The organism is Labrys okinawensis (genome assembly GCF_002982075.1).
Classification (GTDB): domain Bacteria; phylum Pseudomonadota; class Alphaproteobacteria; order Rhizobiales; family Labraceae; genus Labrys; species Labrys okinawensis_A.
This window is the reverse complement of record NZ_PUEJ01000014.1, coordinates 64,998-83,439: the sequence shown is the minus strand read 5'-3', so window position 1 is coordinate 83,439 and position 18,442 is coordinate 64,998. Positions and strand designations below refer to the sequence as shown.

Below are 18,442 nucleotides of genomic sequence, written 5' to 3'. Positions count from 1 at the left end.
GACATAGCTGTCGATCGCCTCGCCCCGCGCTGCAGGAGCGCACGGCAGGATTCGGCCACCTGCGCCGACAGAGATGTGGCAACCAGCCCCACGGCGACGAGGGTGCGAATCAAGACCCAGGCCATCGGCTTTCCTTTCGAGGAGGGTTTTGGCTCGGAACCATAGGAGATGATGATGCCGCGTCACCCTGGAAACGGCCACGTTTCGCCATCATCGCCCCTCACACCGGTTATTGCTGTGTTTCAGCTGCGGAGACTTTGCATGATCGGGCCGCGATTTGCCTTGCTCGCCACCTGCCTTGCCTTGGCGGCCTGCCGCCCCGCCGGATTATCCGCGTTGGACCGGTCCAGCGTCACGGGCGTGCTTCTCGACGAAGGCCGCCCTGTCGCCGGAGCACAGATCCGTGTGACCAACTCGCGCCTACCAAGCCGCTCGACGCTCACCAGCACGGACCAGCGGGGACGCTTCTCACTCAGCGCAGGCGATGCCGTGTCTGCCACCCCTGGCGCAGACGTGTTGCGCATCGAAGCGAACGGCGAGGACTACCACGCTGTCGGGCTGGTCCCGGCCGGTTCCGCCGCCCTCACCTGCCAGATCGACGCCAGTGGCACCTATGCGCCGAACAGGCAGGAGCGCTTCTGGAGCGGTAATGATATCGAGTGGAAGCCGGGGCAGCCGGTCAAGGCGCTGAACTGCAGGTAAGGCCGAAATCGATTCCGGAAATAGGCGCTCTTCGAGTGCGATCGCCCGTGCAGGAGGCGAAGAGCGGACAGGATGTCCGCGCTCCTGCCCTCATCGCGCCTGCGCCAGCACGAAACGCCGGAAGGCGGCGACCTTGGGCAGGGCCAGTGCGCCCGGCGGATAGGCCAGATAATAGCCATAGCCCAGGGTGACTTGCCGATCGAACAGCGCCACCAGGCGTCCCTGGCGGATCAGGCCTTCGACCACGCTGCCAACAACCAGACCCACCCCCTGCCCCGCGAGCGCCAGCTCGATCAGCACGTTCTCATCGTCGAACGCCGGCCCGGCCTGCGCCAAGGCCGGATCGAGATGGGCGACGGCCAGCCATTCCCGCCAATCGCTGCGGTCCTGGTCATGCAGCAATCGCGCGCGGGCAAGGTCCGCCGGTTCGAGGAGGCGCAGGCGTTCGACATAGTCGGGCGCGGCCACCGGTAGCATAGCGGATCGCCCGATCAATTCGGCCGTCAAGCCGGGCCACTTGCCGAGCCCACCGCGAATGGCCAGGTCGATGCCTTCGGCCACGATATCCAGCGGTGCCTCGGTATGGCGCACCGAGATCTCGATGGCGGGATGGAGCTCGGCAAAGCGCGGCAGGCGCGGCGCCAGCCAGCGGGCCCCGAAGGAGGGCGTGGTGGTGATCGAAAGCAGGTTCTGCGAGCGCCTGATGCCGGCGACCGCACGCTCGAGTTCCCCAAAGGCCGCGGTGGCCGCCGGCAGCAATTGCTGCCCGGCGGCGGTGAGCTGCAGGCTGCGCGTCGTGCGCTGGAACAATTTCACGCCAAGCTGGTCTTCCAGCACCCGGATCTGATGCGACACCGCCGCCTGGGTGACGTTCAGCATCTGCGCCGCCCGGGTGAAGCTGAGCGCCTTTCCCGCGACGGCGAACACACGCAGAGCCGGCAGGGACGGCAGCGTCTCCATATGTCCCACTCACAAGAAAAACTTATAAGTGGTGCATTATATTCAAGCCGAACTCGTTTGTCGAACGGCTCGTACTTTCTGAAAATAGCCATCAGATCACCGGATTCACGCAATCGGTGAGGAGGAATTTTCATGATGGATTCTTATCTAACTGCCGGCTTGACCAGGGGCCTTAGCCTTGCGTTGTCGCCCCAGGTCGCAACCGATGACGCGGAACGGATGGCCGGCGGGCAGCTCGGCGAGGAAGCGGGCGAATGCGGCGAGCCGGCGAAAGTATCAAACCCCGGCCGTGTAGTCGGCATCCTGGCTATGGCGTGGAGCAAGTTCAACTCGCGTCCGCCGAAAAAGCGCGGCACCGCTGGATTTGCGCGTTGAGATGAACCCAAAACCTGCCCGACGAGGGCACGCCAAAATGTGGAGGGTCGATATTCAGATCGACCCTCTTGTAAACATCGCGCTTGCAGAGGAATGAAGGTGATCGATCTGGAGATCGACCCTCCGGTACTGCCTCGGACGGCCTTACCGGCAGCTCTTCCAGCGACCGAGATCCATGTGGAAATGGTCCTCGTGATATCCATCCGAGCCGGGACCCAGCACGACCTGGAACACGCCGCACGTCACGCCATGAACCTGCTTCAGGAAGGCAGCCTTGGCCCCCCCGCCCTTGAAGTCATGACGGACGGTGATTTCCTTGCCGCTGGCCGTGATATAGCCGGAAATGTCGATGGCATTGCCCTTGGCATGCTCGGAGAGCTTGGCGCCGCGTATATTGTTCATGCCGCGGCAGACATAGGAGGCGGCCACCTTGATGGCGACCACGTTCTCGCCGAGATATTGCTTGGCGGCGGCCTGCATGCCGGCCTCCCAGCGTACCAGGCCGTTGACCATGGCGTAATCGACGGTGGCGGCCGGCACCAGCGTCGTGCGGCTGCTCGGCCCCAACGCCATCAGACGATAAGGCTGCGCAACGCTGCAGGCCCCCTTCACGATGGCGGCTTCCGGCACGGCGCGCGCCAGATTGTTGATGGCGATGCCCGCGCCCGGCAACCCGCCAAGCATGGCGACCTTGGTCTCCGGCGGCGGCGCATTGAGGCCCGGATTGGTGGTCATGCGGTCGTCGATACCGCCGGGGCGGCGCACGGGCAGAGGCACGAAGGCATGTGACAGGGTGCCCGGCGGCAAGGCCGCGTCGGGCTTGGCATTCGGCGCGGCGTCGGCTTGCGTCGACGTCCCTTCGGGCTCCGGCCCTGCCATGTCGATATCGGTATCAGGCCGCTCCGGCGGCAACGGCGTGTCGGCGGCATAAGCCGATACCACCGTGGAATCATTGGGGCGAGGACGCTCCGGCGGCGTGGGTACGCCGCCATGGACGATGAGGTCCGGCAGGCCCTCCAGCCCCGTCGAAGCCCTGATGGCTCGCATCTGGTTGGGCTTGGGCTGGAGAGGCGGCAACGGCTTGGCGTTCGCCGCGGCGATGCTCTTCTGAAAGTAATCCGGCAGAGGAACCAGCGTCCCATCTGCCGATTGCGCCGAAGCAGTGACGCAAGAAACCATCAGGAAGAGACAGGCGACGCTTGCTCGCATGCACACTGCTCCGGTTGCGATCAGGCGTTGTGTTGCGCAACTGCGGCAACACCATGGCGAGATGCCATGTTTTCGACAAACCGCTTAAAGAGGTAGTGGCTATCCTGTGGACCGGGGGAAGCTTCGGGATGGTGCTGCACGGAGAACACCGGCTTGCCGGTGACGGCGATGCCGCAATTGGAACCGTCGAACAGCGAGGCATGGGTTTCCACCACGCCGGCAGGCAGGCTGTCGCGGTCGAGCGCGAAACCATGGTTCATCGAAACGATCTCGACCTTGCCGGTGGTGAAATCCTTGACCGGATGATTGGCGCCGTGGTGCCCCTGCTTCATTTTGGCCGTACGGGCGCCGAGGGCGAGGCCCAGCATCTGATGGCCGAGGCAGATACCGAAGATCGGGATGTCCTTTTCAAGCAGGGTCTTGATCGCCGGCACGGCATATTCGCCCGTGGCCGCCGGATCGCCCGGGCCGTTGGAAAGGAAAATCCCATCGGGCTGGAGAGCGATGATCTCCTCGGCCGGCGTGGTGGCGGGCACCACGGTGACGGCGCAGCCGGCCGCCGCCAGCAGGCGCAGGATGTTGCGCTTCACGCCGTAGTCGATGGCGACCACCTTATATTGGGGCGCCTCCTGCTTGCCGAAGCCCTGCGACCACTCCCAGGTGGTCTGGTCCCAATCGAAACGCTGCGCCGTGGTCACCGGCGGCACGAGGTCGAGGCCGTTCATCGAGGGAAGCCCGGCTGCCTCGCGCTTCAGGCCCTCGACATCGAAATTACCGTCGGGATCGAAGGCGAGCACCGCGTTTGGCATGCCGCCCTCGCGGATCCGGGCGGTCAGCGCCCTGGTATCAACGCCGGCAATGCCAGCGATGTTGCGGGCCTTGAGCCAGGCATCAAGATGGCGGCTGGCGCGGTAATTCGCAGGCTCGGTGATCGGCGCATGCAGCACCACGCCCCTGACGCCGGAGGAAGAGGCCATGTTGACCGTCTCGATGTCCTCGTCATTGACGCCGACATTGCCGATATGGGGGAAGGTGAAGGTTATGATCTGCCCGGCGTAGGAGGGATCAGTGAGGATTTCCTCATATCCCGTCATCGCGGTGTTGAAGCACAGTTCGCCCGCCGCTTTCGTCACGGCCCCGAGCCCGGTGCCTTCGATCACGGTGCCGTCTGCGAGGACCAGGAGCGCGGTTGCCTTGGGTTCCGCCCAGCCATTTTCCATGTCTCTGTCCTTCGCGCTCGCTTGTGTGACGGTCATTTTCATCTTAAGTGCCGGATGAATGGCGGCGGCATACTCGGCTCCGCCCGGCAGACGCGGCGGAAAGTAGGGGGCGGACGGCTTGCCGTCAACCCTTGGCGATGCTCAAAATCATAAGATATTTCAATGATTTGAGACAAGCCCACCAAATATTTCGCTGCCGCGTGCCGCCCGGTGAACAATTTTGATTCCAGGAAAGGTAGGGCATCATGTCTCTGCGCGACGATTTTACCACTGCCGTCAAGGACGCCATGAAGAGCGGCGACAAGGCCCGCCTGTCGGTCGTGCGCATGATCCAGGCTGGGCTGAAGGATCGCGATATCGCCGCCCGCGGCGGCGAGCATGACGGCAAGATCCCGGAAAGCGAGATCCTGTCCATGCTGCAGAAGATGATCAAGCAGGCCCAGGAGACGCTGGAGACCGCGCTCAAGGCCGGCCGCGAGGAAATGGCAGCGGCCAGCAAGGCCGAGATCGAGATCCTCTCCTCCTTCCTGCCCAAGCAGATGGACGTGGCGGAGACCAAGGCGGCCATCGCCGCCGTGGTTGGCGAAATCGGCGCTGCCGGCGTCAAGGATATGGGCAAGGTCATGGCCGTCCTGAAGGAGCGCTTCGCAGGCAAGATGGACTTCGGCAAGACCAGCCCGCTGGTCAAGGAAGCGCTCGGCGGTTAAGGACGTCCAAACTCCGCGCTTTTCCGAGACCGATGCGCCCGCTAGATTGCCGGCCGCTGCAACGATGAGGCCGGCATGGCGCCTTCACCACGCTTCCTGGTTCGGTTTTCGGTGGTTCTGTTCGCCCTGGCCGGCTTGGCGTCCTGCGCCGACCGGCCCGGTGCGTTGATGCTGCATCCGGTCTCGATATCGGCAGGTGTCGGCACGCCGGTCAACATTCTGGTCGCCACCACCCGCCAGCGTTCCGAAATCGACAAGCGCGACTTCACGGCCAAGCGCAATTTCGGCCTGAGCTACGAAGCCTACACGATCTCGGTGCCGCCGAACCATGTTGCCGGCAATATCGAATGGCCGAAGAAGCCGCCCGGCAATCCGGCCGTCAACTTCGTGGTGACCAGTTCGGCCCCCCTCGACCAGGCTCGCTTCGATGCGGCGGTGGTGAAGGACACCAAGGGTACCGGCGAAGTCATCGTGTTCGTGCACGGCTACAACACCAACTATCAGGAAGCCGTTTATCGGGTTGCCCAGCTCGAGAAGGACAGCGGCTTCCCCGGTGCCGTGGTCGCCTTCGCCTGGCCCTCGCTCGGGACCTTGACCGGCTATGTCGCCGATCGCGAGAGCACCACCTATTCGCGCGATTATCTGGAGACGACGCTGAACGGTCTCGCCCGCACCCCGGGCGTCAAGCGCATCCACATCATCGCACATTCCATGGGCAACTGGCTGGCGGTGGAGGCTCTCCGTCAAGCCAGGATCCGCGGCAACTCAGCTTTCCTTCCCAAGCTCGGCGAAGTCTTCCTGATGTCGCCAGATATCGACATCGACGTCTTCCGCACCCAGCTCGACACCATCGGCAAGCTCAACCAGCCCATTACCGTGGCGATTTCGCGAGACGATCGCGCGCTCGGCTTCTCGCAGCGGCTGGCGGGCGATGTGCCGCGTGTCGGCAATGTCCTCATCGACAACAAGGAGGCTCAGCAGGCCATTGCCCATTACGGGCTGCGGGTCATCGACATGTCGGATGCCAAGAGCCTGGATTCGATGAATCACAGCAAGTTCGTCGGCCTGCTGCCTTCCCTGCACCAGATGGCGAAGAGCGATGCGGCGGCAGCACGCGGCAATCCGATCTCACGAACCGGGCTGTTTGTCGTCAACACGGCCGGCACGCTGCTGCAAACTCCGTTGCGGCTGGGCGAGGCGATCGTCGGGCAGTAGCCTTCAAGCTTTGATGAAGCTGGCCGCGGTGGCCTGAACTCCGCGTTCGAGCGGCATCGGCCGGAATCCGAAATAACGCTCGAAACTGCTGCCATCGACCAGGAACGGACGATCGTGCTGATAGGACGTCTCGCTCCACTCCATCAGAAACGGCACGAACGCCCCCATCAATCTCTGCAGCCAACCCGGAAGCACCTGCAAGCTCGGCTTCACACCGAGCGTGGCGGCGGCCATGCCGATCACCTCGCGCGGGGTGCGCGCCGGCGCGCAGGGCATGACCCAGGCCCGGCCATAGGCGTCGTCCGGAGCGTCGGCGAGCAGGATCGCAGCCGCGGCCACATCCGGCGCATAGGCAAAGGCATGCGGCTCGTCGGCAGCGATGACAAGTCGCGCCGCGCGGCCGGCGGCCAGGCGGCCAATCACCTCTTCACCGAGCACCGACAGCATCACGCCGGGACCGTAGAAATCCGGCACCCGCAAGGCCGCGGTCTTCACCGCGCCGGCAGCCTGCCATTGACGCGTGATGGCAGCGCGCACCCTGCCCTTGCGGCCGGACGCGTCCAGGGGCGTGTTCTCATGCAGCGGCCCGCGCTGGGGACCGTGCATGTAGAGATCGTCGACAAAGACCAGACGTGTCCCATTCGCGGCGCAGGCCGCCAGCATAGTGGTCATCAGCCGGGGCCAGTCCCTTTCCCAGATGGCGGCGTCATAGGCGAGACCGACCGTGCAGATCAGCACGTCGTACCCCTTCAGCGCGGCGGTCAGGCTGGCTCGGTCGAGGGCATCGCAGGCACGGAACCGCGTGCCGGACGGCAGATCAGCGGGTTCGCGCCGCTGGGCGACAAGCGCCTCTCGGCCCGCATCCGAAAGCTGCCGTGCGATGGCGCGGCCGATGGGACCGTATCCCAGGATCATGATCTTGGCAGACATGGTGCGTTCTCCTTGATGAGGAGATGCTAGCAAGCGCCCTATCATAACTCCAATGCATGCTTTATATTCAATATATGCGCGATGTGCATTTGAAGGCGATCGATCTCAACCTGCTGACGGCGCTCGGCGCCCTGCTCTCCCAGCGCAGCGTCAGCCGCGCGGCGCGCGAGATCGGCCTCAGCCAGCCGGCGATGAGCCGGGCACTCGATCGCCTGCGTCATCTGTTCGGCGACGAACTGATGCTGCGCTCGGGCGCGGGCATGGTGCTGACGGCACGCGCCGAGGCTTTGGCGCCGCAGGTGCAGGAGATCCTGGCCGATATCCGTGCCCTCGTCGCCGAACCGCGTTTCGATCCGTCCTCCGAGCATCGCACGCTGCGGATCGCGGCGGTCGATTCGCTGACAACCCTGCTCTTTCCCGGCGTGATGGCGCGACTGCTCGAGGAAGCGCCGCATGTCGACCTCCGGGCGGTGCCGATCGCAGCGGACATCGCCCGTCGTCTGCAAAGCGGCGATATCGACCTGACCTTCGCCCTCGCCAACTACCCGCTCGCGGCCGGAACTCACAGTGAGACGCTGATGGATGACCGCCTTGCGCTGATCATGCGGCGCGATCATCCGGCCGCTCGGAACGGGCCGCTCAGCCTCGCCGCCTATGCTGCCCTCACCCATGTCACCGTATCCGTCTTCGGGGACGGCAGCACGGAGGCGGATGCAGCGCTGGCAGCGGCGGGGCTGGAACGGCGCATCGGCCTGACCACACCCCATTTCACCTCGGCCCTGATGGCTGTTGCCCGGACCGACATGGTGACCGTGCTCTCTCATGCCTTCGCCCGGCAGTTCGCCGAAGCCCTGGACCTCGTACTGCTGGACCCCCCGCTCGAGCCGGCCGTCCTGAAGATCACCATGGTCTGGCATGCTGCGCGCAAACATGATCGCCTGCTCGCCTGGCTGAGGGGCGTATTCCGGCAGGTCGCGAGCGGTGTCGCCGATCAGGTGCCGCCACGCGGCTGATGATCTCGCGCGTGATGCCTCCACAACTTGTGGAGGCATTTCCTCAGAAGCACAGATAAAACGAGAACCCGAACTATCATCGCACTCCCTTTGCACGCCTTGATGATCGGTGGATGCCAAGTACAGTCATTCGCCATCGTCAGCAACGGCACCATCACGGAGGAATTTATTATCATCTCCTCCGCACAAATCTCCAAACTCAACGTTTATTCTCATTTTTCATAAAATATAACTATATCGTCACGAAATTGTTATAAATCTCAATGTGGCTTTTCGGAGACAGTTATTAGTTATAAGAATGTCATATCAGTATTTATTCTCCATCAATGTTGTGAATCTTCAGAAAATTGCGCAAAGACACCTCGGCTCTCGCTTCACGAGCATCCGGCCACAATTGCCCTCAAAAGGCGACAGGTCGGGCTCGGCACTGAAACGAACCAGCCCGATGTACCCAACCCAATTTGCTCAGTGAGCTATCTGATGACGATCAAATCTCTTCTGCTCGGCGCCGCGGCCAGCCTCACCGCTCTCGCTGCCGCTCAGGCCGCCGACCTCCCCATGACCAAGGGGGAAGCCGTCGAATATGTGAAGGTCTGCTCCGCCTTCGGCCCCGGCTTCTTCTACATTCCCGGCAGCGATACCTGCCTCAAGATCGCCGGCGAAATCCGCGCCGACTATCGCTTCTATAACCAGAGTGGCGATGGCATTAAGGCCAATACCAAGAACGACTTCGGATCTGACTTCTACAAACAGAATCGCGACATCCACTCCAGCGCCTTCAATACCGAGGCCCGCATTTCCTTCGATGCGCGCACTCAGACCGAGTTTGGCCTGCTGCGTTCCTTCTTCCAGATTCGAGGCATCAGCCATCCCATCAACTGGGATTCTACTAAGGATACCTCCGGCAATACCTTCTCGATCAAATATGCCTACATTCAATTCGGTGGCCTGACTGCTGGTTACGCCCATTCCTTCTTCGGCTTTTACGACCTTGACTTCGGCAACACGGTCTGGGGTCCCTATTATGCCCAGTCCAACGTCGTGAACCTGTTGGCCTATACGGCTGATTTCGGTAGCGGCTTCACAGCGACCCTCTCGATCGAAGATGGCCGTGACCATCGCCAGAACGCCTTCGCCAAGAATCAGCAGGGCGGCCAGCAGATTCCAGACGTGGTCGGCCAGATCCGCTTGAAGCAGGACTGGGGCTCGGTGGCCGTCCAGGCAGCCGCCCATCAATACCGTACAGCCGAGACGATTGTTCCGCGCGAAAACAAGTGGGGTTACGCGGTCGGCGGCACTTTGCTCGTCAACATCCCGGTCATCGACAAGGGTCACTTCGTGATCGAAGGCCAGTATGCCGATGGTGCGCTCGATTATCTCGGCATCGGCTCCAGCAAGCTCAAGGGCCAGAACTACTTCTTCAACAGCAATGGCGGCTTCGACGGCGGCAAAGGTTGGTCGGTGACGGCCGAACTCGGCGGCAATTTCGCACCGCAATGGGGTGCCAACCTGGTCGGCGCCTATATCGACACCACCTATGACAAGTTCAGCAATCTGGGCGACCGCAAGGTCAAGGAATACTCGCTGACCGGCAACGTGGTCTACACGATCGTCAAAGGCCTGACCGTTACCGGCGAAGTCACCTACACGCACCAGACCATCGACAACCTGTCCTATGTGCCGGCAGCTGGGGTTGCGGCGATCGCCCGCGACGCCAAGTCGGACTTCTGGATGGGCGGCGTGCGTATCAAGCGCACCTTCTGATCGACGGCTCGTCTCCGATATTGAGGAAGGTCCGGCTTGCCCGGGCCTTTTTCATGCGGGCTGCGAACATGGCGATCTCGGTGTGCTGGTCGTCAAAGGAAGTCTTCCGGATGCCGATAGCCGCGACGGCCGCGGATGAAGGAAATGCCGCCGCCCACCAGAACCACGATGAAGGCCAGTGCACCGACGATCTGCGCGGCAGCCACCAGACCGTCGACCAATCCCAGCACCGTGCTCAATTCGGCCTCCCGCGTTTCTGGCCATGGCACCATAGGTGCCGGGCCTTTTCATGACATGGGCGATTCTCCGCAGGCACGCTCTCGCATCTGAGGACAACGGGGAAAGATTCGACTCAACGCCTTCCGTGCTAGAGTGAGCTACTTGTGCCGCCGGCCTGCATCCTCACATAAGAGCCCATGAAATACCCGCCTTCCCTGCTCGACGAAATCCGTGCCCGGCTGCCTGTGTCCGAGGTGGTGGGCCGGCGCGTGAAGCTCAAGAAGCAGGGCCGGGAGTGGCGCGGCCTCTCGCCTTTCAATGCCGAGAAGACGCCGTCCTTCTATGTCAACGACCAGAAGGGCTTCTATCACTGCTTCTCCTCGGGCAAGCATGGCGATATCTTCCGCTTCCTGAGCGAGGTGGAGGGCATTTCCTTTCCCGAAGCGGTGGAGCGTTGCGCCAACGATGCGGGCGTCACCCTGCCCAAGATGACGGTGGAGGATGTCCGCCGCGAAGAGCAGCGTGCCTCGCTGCATGAGGTGATGGAACTTGCCGCCGCCTTCTTCCAGTCCCGCCTGCAGGCACGCGAAGGTGCGGCGGCACGCGGCTATCTCGCCGATCGTGGGCTGACGCCGGCGATCCAGGCCGAGTTCGGCATCGGCTATTCGCCGAACGAGAAATTCGCCCTGCGCGACCATCTCGCCGGCAAGGGCGTCGACCGCGACGCCATGATCGAAGCGGGCCTTCTCATCCATGGCGAGGACATCCAGGTCCCCTATGATCGCTTCCGCGACCGCATCATGTTCCCCATACATGATGTACGCGGCAAGGTGATCGCCTTCGGCGGCCGCGCCATGGACAAGGAGGCATCCGCCAAATATCTCAACTCGCCCGAGACATCGCTCTTCCACAAGGGTGCCTGCCTCTACAACCATCATCGCGCCCGCAAGGCCGCCCATGAAAAGGGCGGCGTCATCGCGGTGGAGGGCTATGTCGACGTCATCATGATGAGCGTGGCGGGTTTTGGGCATACGGTCGCGCCGCTCGGCACGGCCCTTACCGAAGACCAGCTCAATCTGCTCTGGCGCATGAGCGAGGAGCCGGTGCTGTGCTTCGATGGAGACAAGGCTGGGCGGCGCGCCGCCTATCGGGCCGTCGACGTGGCCCTGCCGCAGATCGGCCCCGGCAAGACCTTGAAATTCGCGCTGCTGCCGGGCGGGCAGGATCCGGACGAACTGGTGCGCAGCTCTGGTGCCACGGCGGTGTCGGAAGTCCTGCAGGGCGCTCTGCCCCTTTCCGACATTCTCTGGGCTCGCGAGACGGAGAGCGGCGACTTCTCCACGCCGGAGCGGCGCGCCGCGCTCGAACGCAAGCTGATGGATGCGCTGGCGCCGATCCGGGACGAGACGGTGCGCAAGCATTATCGGGCGGAAATGGATAACCGCCTGCGCAGCTTCTTTGCCCCGGCCCGGACGGCCCAGTCCGGCTTCGCGGGCGGTCCGCAGCGGGCCTGGCGCCAGGGCGGCAGCCGGCGCGAAACATCGCCGGCCACGCATCTGGTGACGCCGGCGGTCAGGGAAAGCGCACGCATGCGGGGCGGCCATGGCAGCATTCCCGCGCGCGAGGCCCTCATCCTGGCCGTCGTGGTGGCCCATCCCTATCTGCTGGACGACCATTGCGAATTGCTGGCGGGGCTCGAGTTCGAGAATGTCGAGGCGAGCCGCCTGCGCCAGGCCTTGATCGATTGCGTGGCGCATGGGCTGCGCGAATCAGTTGCGGTCGAGGCCGAGCTGATGACCCAGGGATTCGAACGTTTGCTCGCGCATATCGCCGCTTTGAGCAGTCCAACCCACTTTTGGGTGCGACGGGACGCCGCGTTTCCCGACGTTCGGGACGGATTCGTGCATGCAGTGGCCTTGCATCATAAGAATCGCACGCTACATAAGGAACTCAGGCTCGCCCAGGCGGCCATGGACCAGGACTTCACCGAAGAGAATTGGGCTCGGCTCACCAATATCAAGGCGCAGATCGCCGCGATGGAAGGAACCGAGGCGATGATCGAGGGGTTTGGAGCTTCGTCCGGGCGGACTTCGCGAGCCGTGTAGGACTAGCAGGGTTAACGGCGGATTAGCCATTGCCCGGGTAGTGATAGCGCCAGTTCCTGGAACTGGAATTTCGATTCTGGCAGTTGCTGCAAGGCGTTACGCAGACGAATCGAAGGTCTTTCCCAGGGCGCTGGAGCAAGGCGGCGACAAGTCGGGTGGCTCCGGGTACCGGATGCTGCCCTTTTTGGTGTTGGCAAACAGTCGGCCTTGGCGGGAATCTCCTGCCGGGTGCGGGTTTTGGGTCGGGGTCCCCAATCGAGGCGAGGACCATGCACCAAAGCCTTGAAGTTGTTTGGAATTGCTTGGACGCGCCGACAGGCGAATCTAGGAAATTCCGCATCGGGTTTGGCACAGGGTGCACGGATGCGCCAGTGCTTGCGGGCCAAAATCTGTGGCCCGGGTGAGTTGACAGTTGTCGGCTTCGGACCGGCAGGGACGTGATGCGGGATTTCAGAGCTCTACCCGGCGGGGCGAGCTGCGAAATCCTGCTTGAGCGAGTGAGGGAAAGCAACGATGGCGAAAAAGGAAGCTGACAAGGAAGAAACGCCGGACACCGAAGCGCCGAGCCAGGACAGCCCCTTGCTCGATCTGTCGGATGCCGCGGTTCGCGCCTTGATCAAGCGCGCCAAGAAGCGTGGCTATGTCACGCATGAAGAGATCAACAACGTCCTGCCTTCCGATCAGGTCGATGGCGACCAGATCGAGGACGTGCTCGCCATGTTCTCCGAAATGGGGATCAATGTCGTGGAGAACGAGGAGAACGAGGAGTCCGAGGAGGCTGCTCAGGGCGAGGAGGAGGAAGCCGAAGGCGGCGACCTCGTCGAGGCCACTTCGACGCGCGCGATCGCTTCCACCACCACGGCCAAGGAACCGACCGACCGCACCGACGATCCCGTGCGCATGTATCTGCGCGAGATGGGCACGGTGGAGCTCCTGTCACGCGAAGGCGAAATCGCCATCGCCAAGCGCATCGAGGCCGGCCGTGAGGCGATGATCGCCGGGCTGTGCGAAAGCCCCCTCACCTTCCAGGCCATCATCATCTGGCGCGACGAGCTCAATGATGGCAAGATTCTCTTGCGCGACATCATCGATCTCGAGGCGACCTATGCCGGCCCCGACGGCAAGAACCCGCCGGCAGTGGCGAGCGATGGCGATGCCGAGGGCGGGGAGCCCGAGCAGCAGCAGATGGACGACGACGCCTTGCCGCCGATGGACGGCGAGATGGACGAAGACGACATGGAGAACAACGTGTCGCTCTCGGCCATGGAAGCCGAGCTCAAGCCCAAGGTGCTCGAGACCTTCGACCGCATCGCCGACGACTACAAGAAGCTGCGCCGCCTGCAGGACGTGAATGTCGAGAGCCGGCTGCAGAACCGTTCGCTCTCGCCTTCGCAGGACCGCAAATACAAGAAGCTGAAGGAAGAGATCGTCGTCAACGTCAAGAGCCTCTCGCTCAACCAGGCCCGCATCGATGCTCTGGTCGAACAGCTTTACGACATCAACAAGCGCCTGATCAGCTATGAAGGCCGCCTGATGCGTCTGGCCGAGAGCTATCGCGTCGACCGGTCGGACTTCCTGAAGACCTATCAGGGCTCCGAACTCGATCCCAAGTGGATCCTGCGCGTCTCCAAGCTCGGTTCCAAGGGCTGGAAGGAGTTCGTGGCCCACGAGCTCGAGACCATCAAGACGATGCGCGAGGATATCCATAACCTCGCCACCGAGACCGGCCTCGAAATCACCGAGTTCCGTAAGATCGTGCATATGGTGCAGAAGGGTGAGCGCGAAGCTCGCCAGGCGAAGAAGGAAATGGTGGAGGCCAATCTGCGCCTCGTCATCTCCATCGCCAAGAAATACACCAATCGCGGCCTGCAATTCCTCGACCTGATCCAGGAAGGCAATATCGGCCTGATGAAGGCGGTCGACAAGTTCGAATACCGCCGCGGCTATAAGTTCTCGACCTACGCCACCTGGTGGATCCGGCAGGCGATCACCCGCTCGATCGCCGACCAGGCCCGCACCATCCGCATCCCCGTGCACATGATCGAGACGATCAACAAGATCGTGCGCACGTCGAGGCAGATGCTGCACGAGATCGGCCGCGAGCCGACCCCGGAGGAACTGGCCGAGAAGCTCGCCATGCCGCTCGAAAAGGTGCGCAAGGTGCTCAAGATCGCCAAGGAGCCGATCTCCCTGGAAACCCCGATCGGCGACGAGGAGGATTCACATCTCGGCGACTTCATCGAGGACAAGAACGCTATCCTGCCGATCGACGCGGCCATCCAGTCCAACCTGCGCGAGACCACCACGCGCGTGCTGGCGTCGCTGACCGCCCGCGAGGAGCGCGTGCTGCGCATGCGCTTCGGCATCGGCATGAACACCGACCACACGCTGGAGGAAGTCGGCCAGCAGTTCTCGGTGACGCGCGAACGTATCCGCCAGATCGAGGCCAAGGCGCTGCGCAAGCTCAAGCATCCGAGCCGCTCGCGCAAGCTGAGGAGCTTCCTCGACAATTGATGTCCTGCGAGCGCGGACGTCTCAGCGACATGCCTGCATGTCGCGATGTCCGCCTCTTGGAAACGAAAAGCCCTCCGTGCCCGGCATGGAGGGCTTTTCGTTTGTCAGGGCAAGGGTTGCTTGCGAGGACCGGTCGGCGCGGCAGCCGGCTGGGACCGCGGACGTCTCGTCCGCTCTTGGAAGCGCCCCGCTTGGGGATGGGAAGAAGCGGACGGGACGTCCGCGGTCCCAGGTCCTGCGCTTCCCGCACCACATGGGCAAGCGACAAAAAAGGGCTTCCCAACCACGGTCGGGAAGCCCTCTTGCCTGCGAAAGCGCAAAGACTCCAGGCGCTACTCTGCCGCCGGCACCGCTTCGGCCGGCTTGGCCTCCTTCTTCTTCCTGCCCGGCGCAAGCATGCGCAGCGTCACGTAGAACACCGGCGTCAGGAACAGGCCGAAGAAGGTGACGCCCAGCATGCCGAAGAACACGGCCGTGCCGAGAGCCTGGCGCATTTCGGCGCCTGGGCCGGTGGCGATCAGCAGCGGCACCACGCCCAGGATGAAGGCAAAGGCCGTCATCAGGATCGGGCGCAGGCGCAGGCGGCAGGCCTCCACCACTGCTTCGATCGGGCTCTTGCCATCCCGCGCTTCCGCCTCGCGCGCGAACTCCACGATCAGGATGGCGTTCTTGGCGGCAAGGCCTACCAGCACGATCAGGCCGATCTGCGTGAGAATGTTGTTGTCCATGCCACGCGCCATCACGCCAAGCAGAGCCGAAAGCACGGCCATCGGTACGATCAGGATGATGGCGAGCGGCAATGACCAGCTTTCATACTGGGCAGCCAGCACCAGGAAGACGAACAGAACCGACAAAGCGAAGATGAAGATCGCGGTATTGCCGGTCGCCCGCTCCTGGAAGGCCAGGTCCGTCCATTGGAAGCTGGTGCCCTGCGGCAGGGTTGCCTTGGCCAGAGCCTCCATCTCGTCCAGGGCCTGGGCGGTGGAGACGCCCGGGCCGGCATTGCCCTGCAGCGGCACGGACGGGTACATGTTGTAGCGCTGGATCAATTGCGGGCCGGAAACCTCCTTCACCTCCACCAGCGTGCCGAGCGGCACCAGAGCTCCCGACGCCGAACGCACACGCAGGCCGCCGATCTGCTCGGGATCGTTGCGGAAGCGCTGGTCGGCCTGGGCCTGCACCTGGTAAACACGCCCGAACGCATTGAAATCATTGACATAGGCCGTGCCGAGATTCTGCTGCAGCGTGTCAAAGATATTGGTGATCGGGACGTTCAGTATCTCGGCCTTCTGCCGGTCTATATTGAGGAAGAGCTGCGGCGAGTTGGCCGAGAAGGTGGTGAACACGCCCGACAGCTTGGGGTTCTGGCGCGCCTTGCCCATCATCTCATAGGTCGAGGCGAGAATGCGCTGGATGTCCGAGCCCAGCCGCTCCTGCACCTGCAGCTTGAAGCCGCCCGCATTGCCGATACCGCGCACCGGCGGCGGCGGGATGGCGATGATGAAGGCCTCCTCGATCACCTGCATGCGCCCGAACAGGTCCTTGATGATCTTGTCCGCCGTCAGCCCTTCCTTGAGACGCTCCTCGAAGGGCTTGAACGGCACGAAGACCGCGGCCGAATTGGTGGCATTGGTGAAGGTGGCACCGGAGAAGCCAGCAAAGGCCACCGCATCCTGCGCCCCGGGCGTTGCCCGCGCAATTTCGGAAACCCGCCGCGTGACGGCATCGGTACGCGAGAGCGCGGCACCGTCCGGCAGTTGCACCACCACGATGGCATAGCCCTGGTCGAGCGTGGGGATGAAGCCCTGCGGCACCTTCTGCACCGCCCAGACCGTGCCGGCCAGCAGTCCCGCATAGAGCGGCAGCATGATGATCTTTCGCCGGACGACGCGGTTCACGCTGGAAGCATAGCCGTTGGACAGGCTGTCGAAGCTGCGGTTGAAGCCGCCGGCCAGCCTCTTGCCGAGCCTCGTCAGGGGATTGCGCGGCGGCTCATGGCTGTGCGGCTTGAGCAGGATCGCGGCGAGCGCCGGCGACAATGTGAGCGAGACGAAGGCGGAGAGGAAGGTCGAGACCGCGATCGTCAGGGCGAATTGCCGGTAGAACTGGCCCGATATGCCGGGGATGAAGGCGGTGGGAATGAAGACCGCGCCCAGCACCAGGGCGATGGCGATAACCGCCGTGCCGACCTCGTCCATGGTTTCGTGCGCCGCATCGCGCGGCGACATGCCCAGGCTGATGTTGCGTTCGACATTCTCCACCACCACGATGGCGTCGTCGACCACGATGCCGATCGCCAGCACCATGCCGAACAGGGTCAGCGTGTTGAGCGAAAAGCCGAAGGCGGCCATGATCGCACAGGTACCGATCAGCGAAATCGGGATGGCGATCACCGGGATGAGCGCCGTGCGCCAGCTCTGCAGGAAGATGATGATCACCACCACCACCAGCACCACGGCCTCGCCGAGGGTGTGGTAGACGGCGTTGACCGATTCCGCGATGAACTGGGTGGGGTTGTAGACGATCGAATAGGCGATTCCCGGCGGGAAGGACTGCTTGAGTTCCTCCATCTTCTTGATGATCTCGTCGGCCGCCTGCAACGCGTTGGTGTTGGGGCGCTGGAAGATCGCCAGCGCCACCGCCGGCTTGCCGTTGAGGTAGGAATTGGTGACGTAGTCCTGCGCGCCGAGTTCCACGCGCGCCACGTCCTGGACCCGAACGAGTTGCCCGTCCGGGGTCGAACGCACGATGACCCGACGGAACTGGGCGACATCCTGGAAGCGCCCCTGGGTGTTGATCGTGACCTGGAAGGCGCCGCCCGAACTGGTCGGCTCCTGGCCGATGGCGCCGCTGGAAACCTGCACGTTCTGGGCCTGGATCGCCTTGACCACGTCGGACGAGGTCAGGCCATAGCTGGCCAGCTTGTCCGGATCGAGCCAGACGCGCAGGCTGTATTGGCGCTCGCCGAAGATGGTGAGGTCGCCGACGCCGTCGAGACGCAGGAGGTCGTCGCGCACATTGTTGCGGGCGTAGTTGGAGACGTAGAGCTGGTCGTAGCGGTCATCCGGGGAGAACATGTGGATGACCATCATCAGGTCGGGCGAGGATTTCAGCGTGGTGACGCCGAGGCGCCTGACATCGTCGGGCAGGCGCGGCGTGGCGATGGCGACCCGGTTCTGCACCAGCACCTGCGCTGTATCGAGATCGGTGCCAAGCTTGAAGGTGATGGTCAGCGACATCGAGCCGTCATTGGAGGCATAGGAGGACATGTAGAGCATGTTCTCCACGCCGTTGATCTGCTGCTCCAGCGGCGTGGCCACGGTGGCCGCGACGGTCTGGGCATTGGCGCCGGGATAGCTGGCGCGCACCACGATGGTGGGCGGCGCGATCTCGGGATATTGCGCGACCGGCAGGCCGAGAAAGGCGATGGCGCCGACAAGGGTGATCACGACCGCCAGAACCGACGCAAAGATCGGCCGGTCGACGAAGAAATGGGCAAACCGCATGGA

At 63.2% G+C, this 18,442-nt stretch carries 14 protein-coding genes; 8 read left to right on the top strand and 6 right to left on the bottom strand.

All coding sequences use genetic code 11. The features are described 5' to 3' along the window. Window positions 1-261: 261 nt before the first annotated feature. On the top strand, window positions 262-702 hold the full coding sequence (locus tag C5L14_RS27650; protein WP_105865282.1) for a carboxypeptidase-like regulatory domain-containing protein: 441 nt from the start codon (window positions 262-264) through the stop codon (window positions 700-702). Window positions 703-792: 90 nt separating this feature from the next. Here C5L14_RS27650 and C5L14_RS27645 read toward each other — a convergent pair whose 3' ends face one another. Next, window positions 793-1,662: a LysR substrate-binding domain-containing protein gene (locus tag C5L14_RS27645; RefSeq protein WP_105865281.1), complete on the bottom strand. Its 870-nt coding sequence runs from the start codon at window positions 1,660-1,662 to the stop codon at window positions 793-795. 132 nt (window positions 1,663-1,794) lie between these two features. Between C5L14_RS27645 and C5L14_RS27640 the strand changes: the two genes are divergently transcribed. Next, entirely contained in the window at window positions 1,795-2,037 is a 243-nt protein-coding gene (locus C5L14_RS27640; RefSeq protein WP_105865280.1) for a hypothetical protein, read from the top strand. Window positions 2,038-2,181: 144 nt separating this feature from the next. Here C5L14_RS27640 and C5L14_RS27635 read toward each other — a convergent pair whose 3' ends face one another. After that, complete coding sequence (locus C5L14_RS27635; protein ID WP_105865279.1) at window positions 2,182-3,246, bottom strand: extensin family protein; 1,065 nt, start codon at window positions 3,244-3,246, stop codon at window positions 2,182-2,184. Window positions 3,247-3,266: 20 nt separating this feature from the next. Next, a complete protein-coding gene (gene carA / locus C5L14_RS27630; protein ID WP_105865278.1) occupies window positions 3,267-4,466 on the bottom strand; it encodes a glutamine-hydrolyzing carbamoyl-phosphate synthase small subunit in 1,200 nt (399 codons plus the stop codon). A 245-nt stretch (window positions 4,467-4,711) separates the two neighbouring features. Here carA and C5L14_RS27625 point away from each other — a divergent pair, with 245 nt between their 5' ends. Together C5L14_RS27625 and C5L14_RS27620 are read left to right on the top strand one after the other, a co-directional pair. Continuing rightward, window positions 4,712-5,173, top strand: coding sequence for a GatB/YqeY domain-containing protein (locus C5L14_RS27625; RefSeq protein WP_105865277.1), 462 nt, complete (start codon window positions 4,712-4,714; stop codon window positions 5,171-5,173). A 75-nt stretch (window positions 5,174-5,248) separates the two neighbouring features. After that, window positions 5,249-6,388, top strand: a complete 1,140-nt coding sequence (locus tag C5L14_RS27620; protein WP_105865276.1) for an alpha/beta hydrolase — start codon at window positions 5,249-5,251, stop codon at window positions 6,386-6,388. A gap of 3 nt (window positions 6,389-6,391) precedes the next feature. On the opposite strand, the gene C5L14_RS27615 is transcribed toward C5L14_RS27620, so the two are convergent. Beyond that, on the bottom strand, window positions 6,392-7,318 hold the full coding sequence (locus C5L14_RS27615; RefSeq protein ID WP_181161359.1) for an NAD-dependent epimerase/dehydratase family protein: 927 nt from the start codon (window positions 7,316-7,318) through the stop codon (window positions 6,392-6,394). A 56-nt stretch (window positions 7,319-7,374) separates the two neighbouring features. On the opposite strand from C5L14_RS27615, the gene C5L14_RS27610 reads away from it, so the two are divergent. After that, window positions 7,375-8,331, top strand: a complete 957-nt coding sequence (locus tag C5L14_RS27610; RefSeq protein WP_245443612.1) for a LysR family transcriptional regulator — start codon at window positions 7,375-7,377, stop codon at window positions 8,329-8,331. A gap of 480 nt (window positions 8,332-8,811) precedes the next feature. Then, the gene (locus C5L14_RS27605) at window positions 8,812-10,095 is read left to right on the top strand and encodes a porin (RefSeq protein WP_146127037.1); all 1,284 of its coding nucleotides are present in this window, start codon (window positions 8,812-8,814) and stop codon (window positions 10,093-10,095) included. A 92-nt stretch (window positions 10,096-10,187) separates the two neighbouring features. Here the strand turns inward: C5L14_RS27605 and C5L14_RS30505 are convergent, their stop codons facing one another. Continuing rightward, complete coding sequence (locus C5L14_RS30505; RefSeq protein WP_181161358.1) at window positions 10,188-10,334, bottom strand: hypothetical protein; 147 nt, start codon at window positions 10,332-10,334, stop codon at window positions 10,188-10,190. A gap of 177 nt (window positions 10,335-10,511) precedes the next feature. Between C5L14_RS30505 and dnaG the strand changes: the two genes are divergently transcribed. Continuing rightward, window positions 10,512-12,419, top strand: coding sequence for a DNA primase (gene dnaG / locus C5L14_RS27595; RefSeq protein WP_105865272.1), 1,908 nt, complete (start codon window positions 10,512-10,514; stop codon window positions 12,417-12,419). Window positions 12,420-12,932: 513 nt separating this feature from the next. Continuing rightward, the gene (rpoD, locus tag C5L14_RS27590) at window positions 12,933-14,933 is read left to right on the top strand and encodes an RNA polymerase sigma factor RpoD (RefSeq protein ID WP_105865271.1); all 2,001 of its coding nucleotides are present in this window, start codon (window positions 12,933-12,935) and stop codon (window positions 14,931-14,933) included. 332 nt (window positions 14,934-15,265) lie between these two features. Here rpoD and C5L14_RS27585 read toward each other — a convergent pair whose 3' ends face one another. Then, window positions 15,266-18,439 carry an efflux RND transporter permease subunit gene (locus C5L14_RS27585; protein ID WP_105865270.1) on the bottom strand — a complete coding sequence of 1,058 codons (3,174 nt, stop codon included), beginning with the start codon at window positions 18,437-18,439 and terminating at the stop codon, window positions 15,266-15,268. Window positions 18,440-18,442: the final 3 nt, after the last annotated feature.

Coding starts and splice junctions, on each gene's coding strand:
- rpoD (WP_105865271.1), top strand. CDS start 12,933: ATGGCGAAAAAGGAAGCTGACAAGGAAGAAACGCCGGACACCGAAGCG.
- C5L14_RS27645 (WP_105865281.1), bottom strand. CDS start 1,662: ATGGAGACGCTGCCGTCCCTGCCGGCTCTGCGTGTGTTCGCCGTCGCG.
- dnaG (WP_105865272.1), top strand. CDS start 10,512: ATGAAATACCCGCCTTCCCTGCTCGACGAAATCCGTGCCCGGCTGCCT.
- C5L14_RS27585 (WP_105865270.1), bottom strand. CDS start 18,439: ATGCGGTTTGCCCATTTCTTCGTCGACCGGCCGATCTTTGCGTCGGTT.
- C5L14_RS27620 (WP_105865276.1), top strand. CDS start 5,249: ATGGCGCCTTCACCACGCTTCCTGGTTCGGTTTTCGGTGGTTCTGTTC.
- C5L14_RS27615 (WP_181161359.1), bottom strand. CDS start 7,318: ATGTCTGCCAAGATCATGATCCTGGGATACGGTCCCATCGGCCGCGCC.
- C5L14_RS27635 (WP_105865279.1), bottom strand. CDS start 3,246: ATGCGAGCAAGCGTCGCCTGTCTCTTCCTGATGGTTTCTTGCGTCACT.
- carA (WP_105865278.1), bottom strand. CDS start 4,466: ATGGAAAATGGCTGGGCGGAACCCAAGGCAACCGCGCTCCTGGTCCTC.
- C5L14_RS27610 (WP_245443612.1), top strand. CDS start 7,375: ATGCTTTATATTCAATATATGCGCGATGTGCATTTGAAGGCGATCGAT.
- C5L14_RS27605 (WP_146127037.1), top strand. CDS start 8,812: ATGACGATCAAATCTCTTCTGCTCGGCGCCGCGGCCAGCCTCACCGCT.
- C5L14_RS27640 (WP_105865280.1), top strand. CDS start 1,795: ATGATGGATTCTTATCTAACTGCCGGCTTGACCAGGGGCCTTAGCCTT.
- C5L14_RS27625 (WP_105865277.1), top strand. CDS start 4,712: ATGTCTCTGCGCGACGATTTTACCACTGCCGTCAAGGACGCCATGAAG.
- C5L14_RS27650 (WP_105865282.1), top strand. CDS start 262: ATGATCGGGCCGCGATTTGCCTTGCTCGCCACCTGCCTTGCCTTGGCG.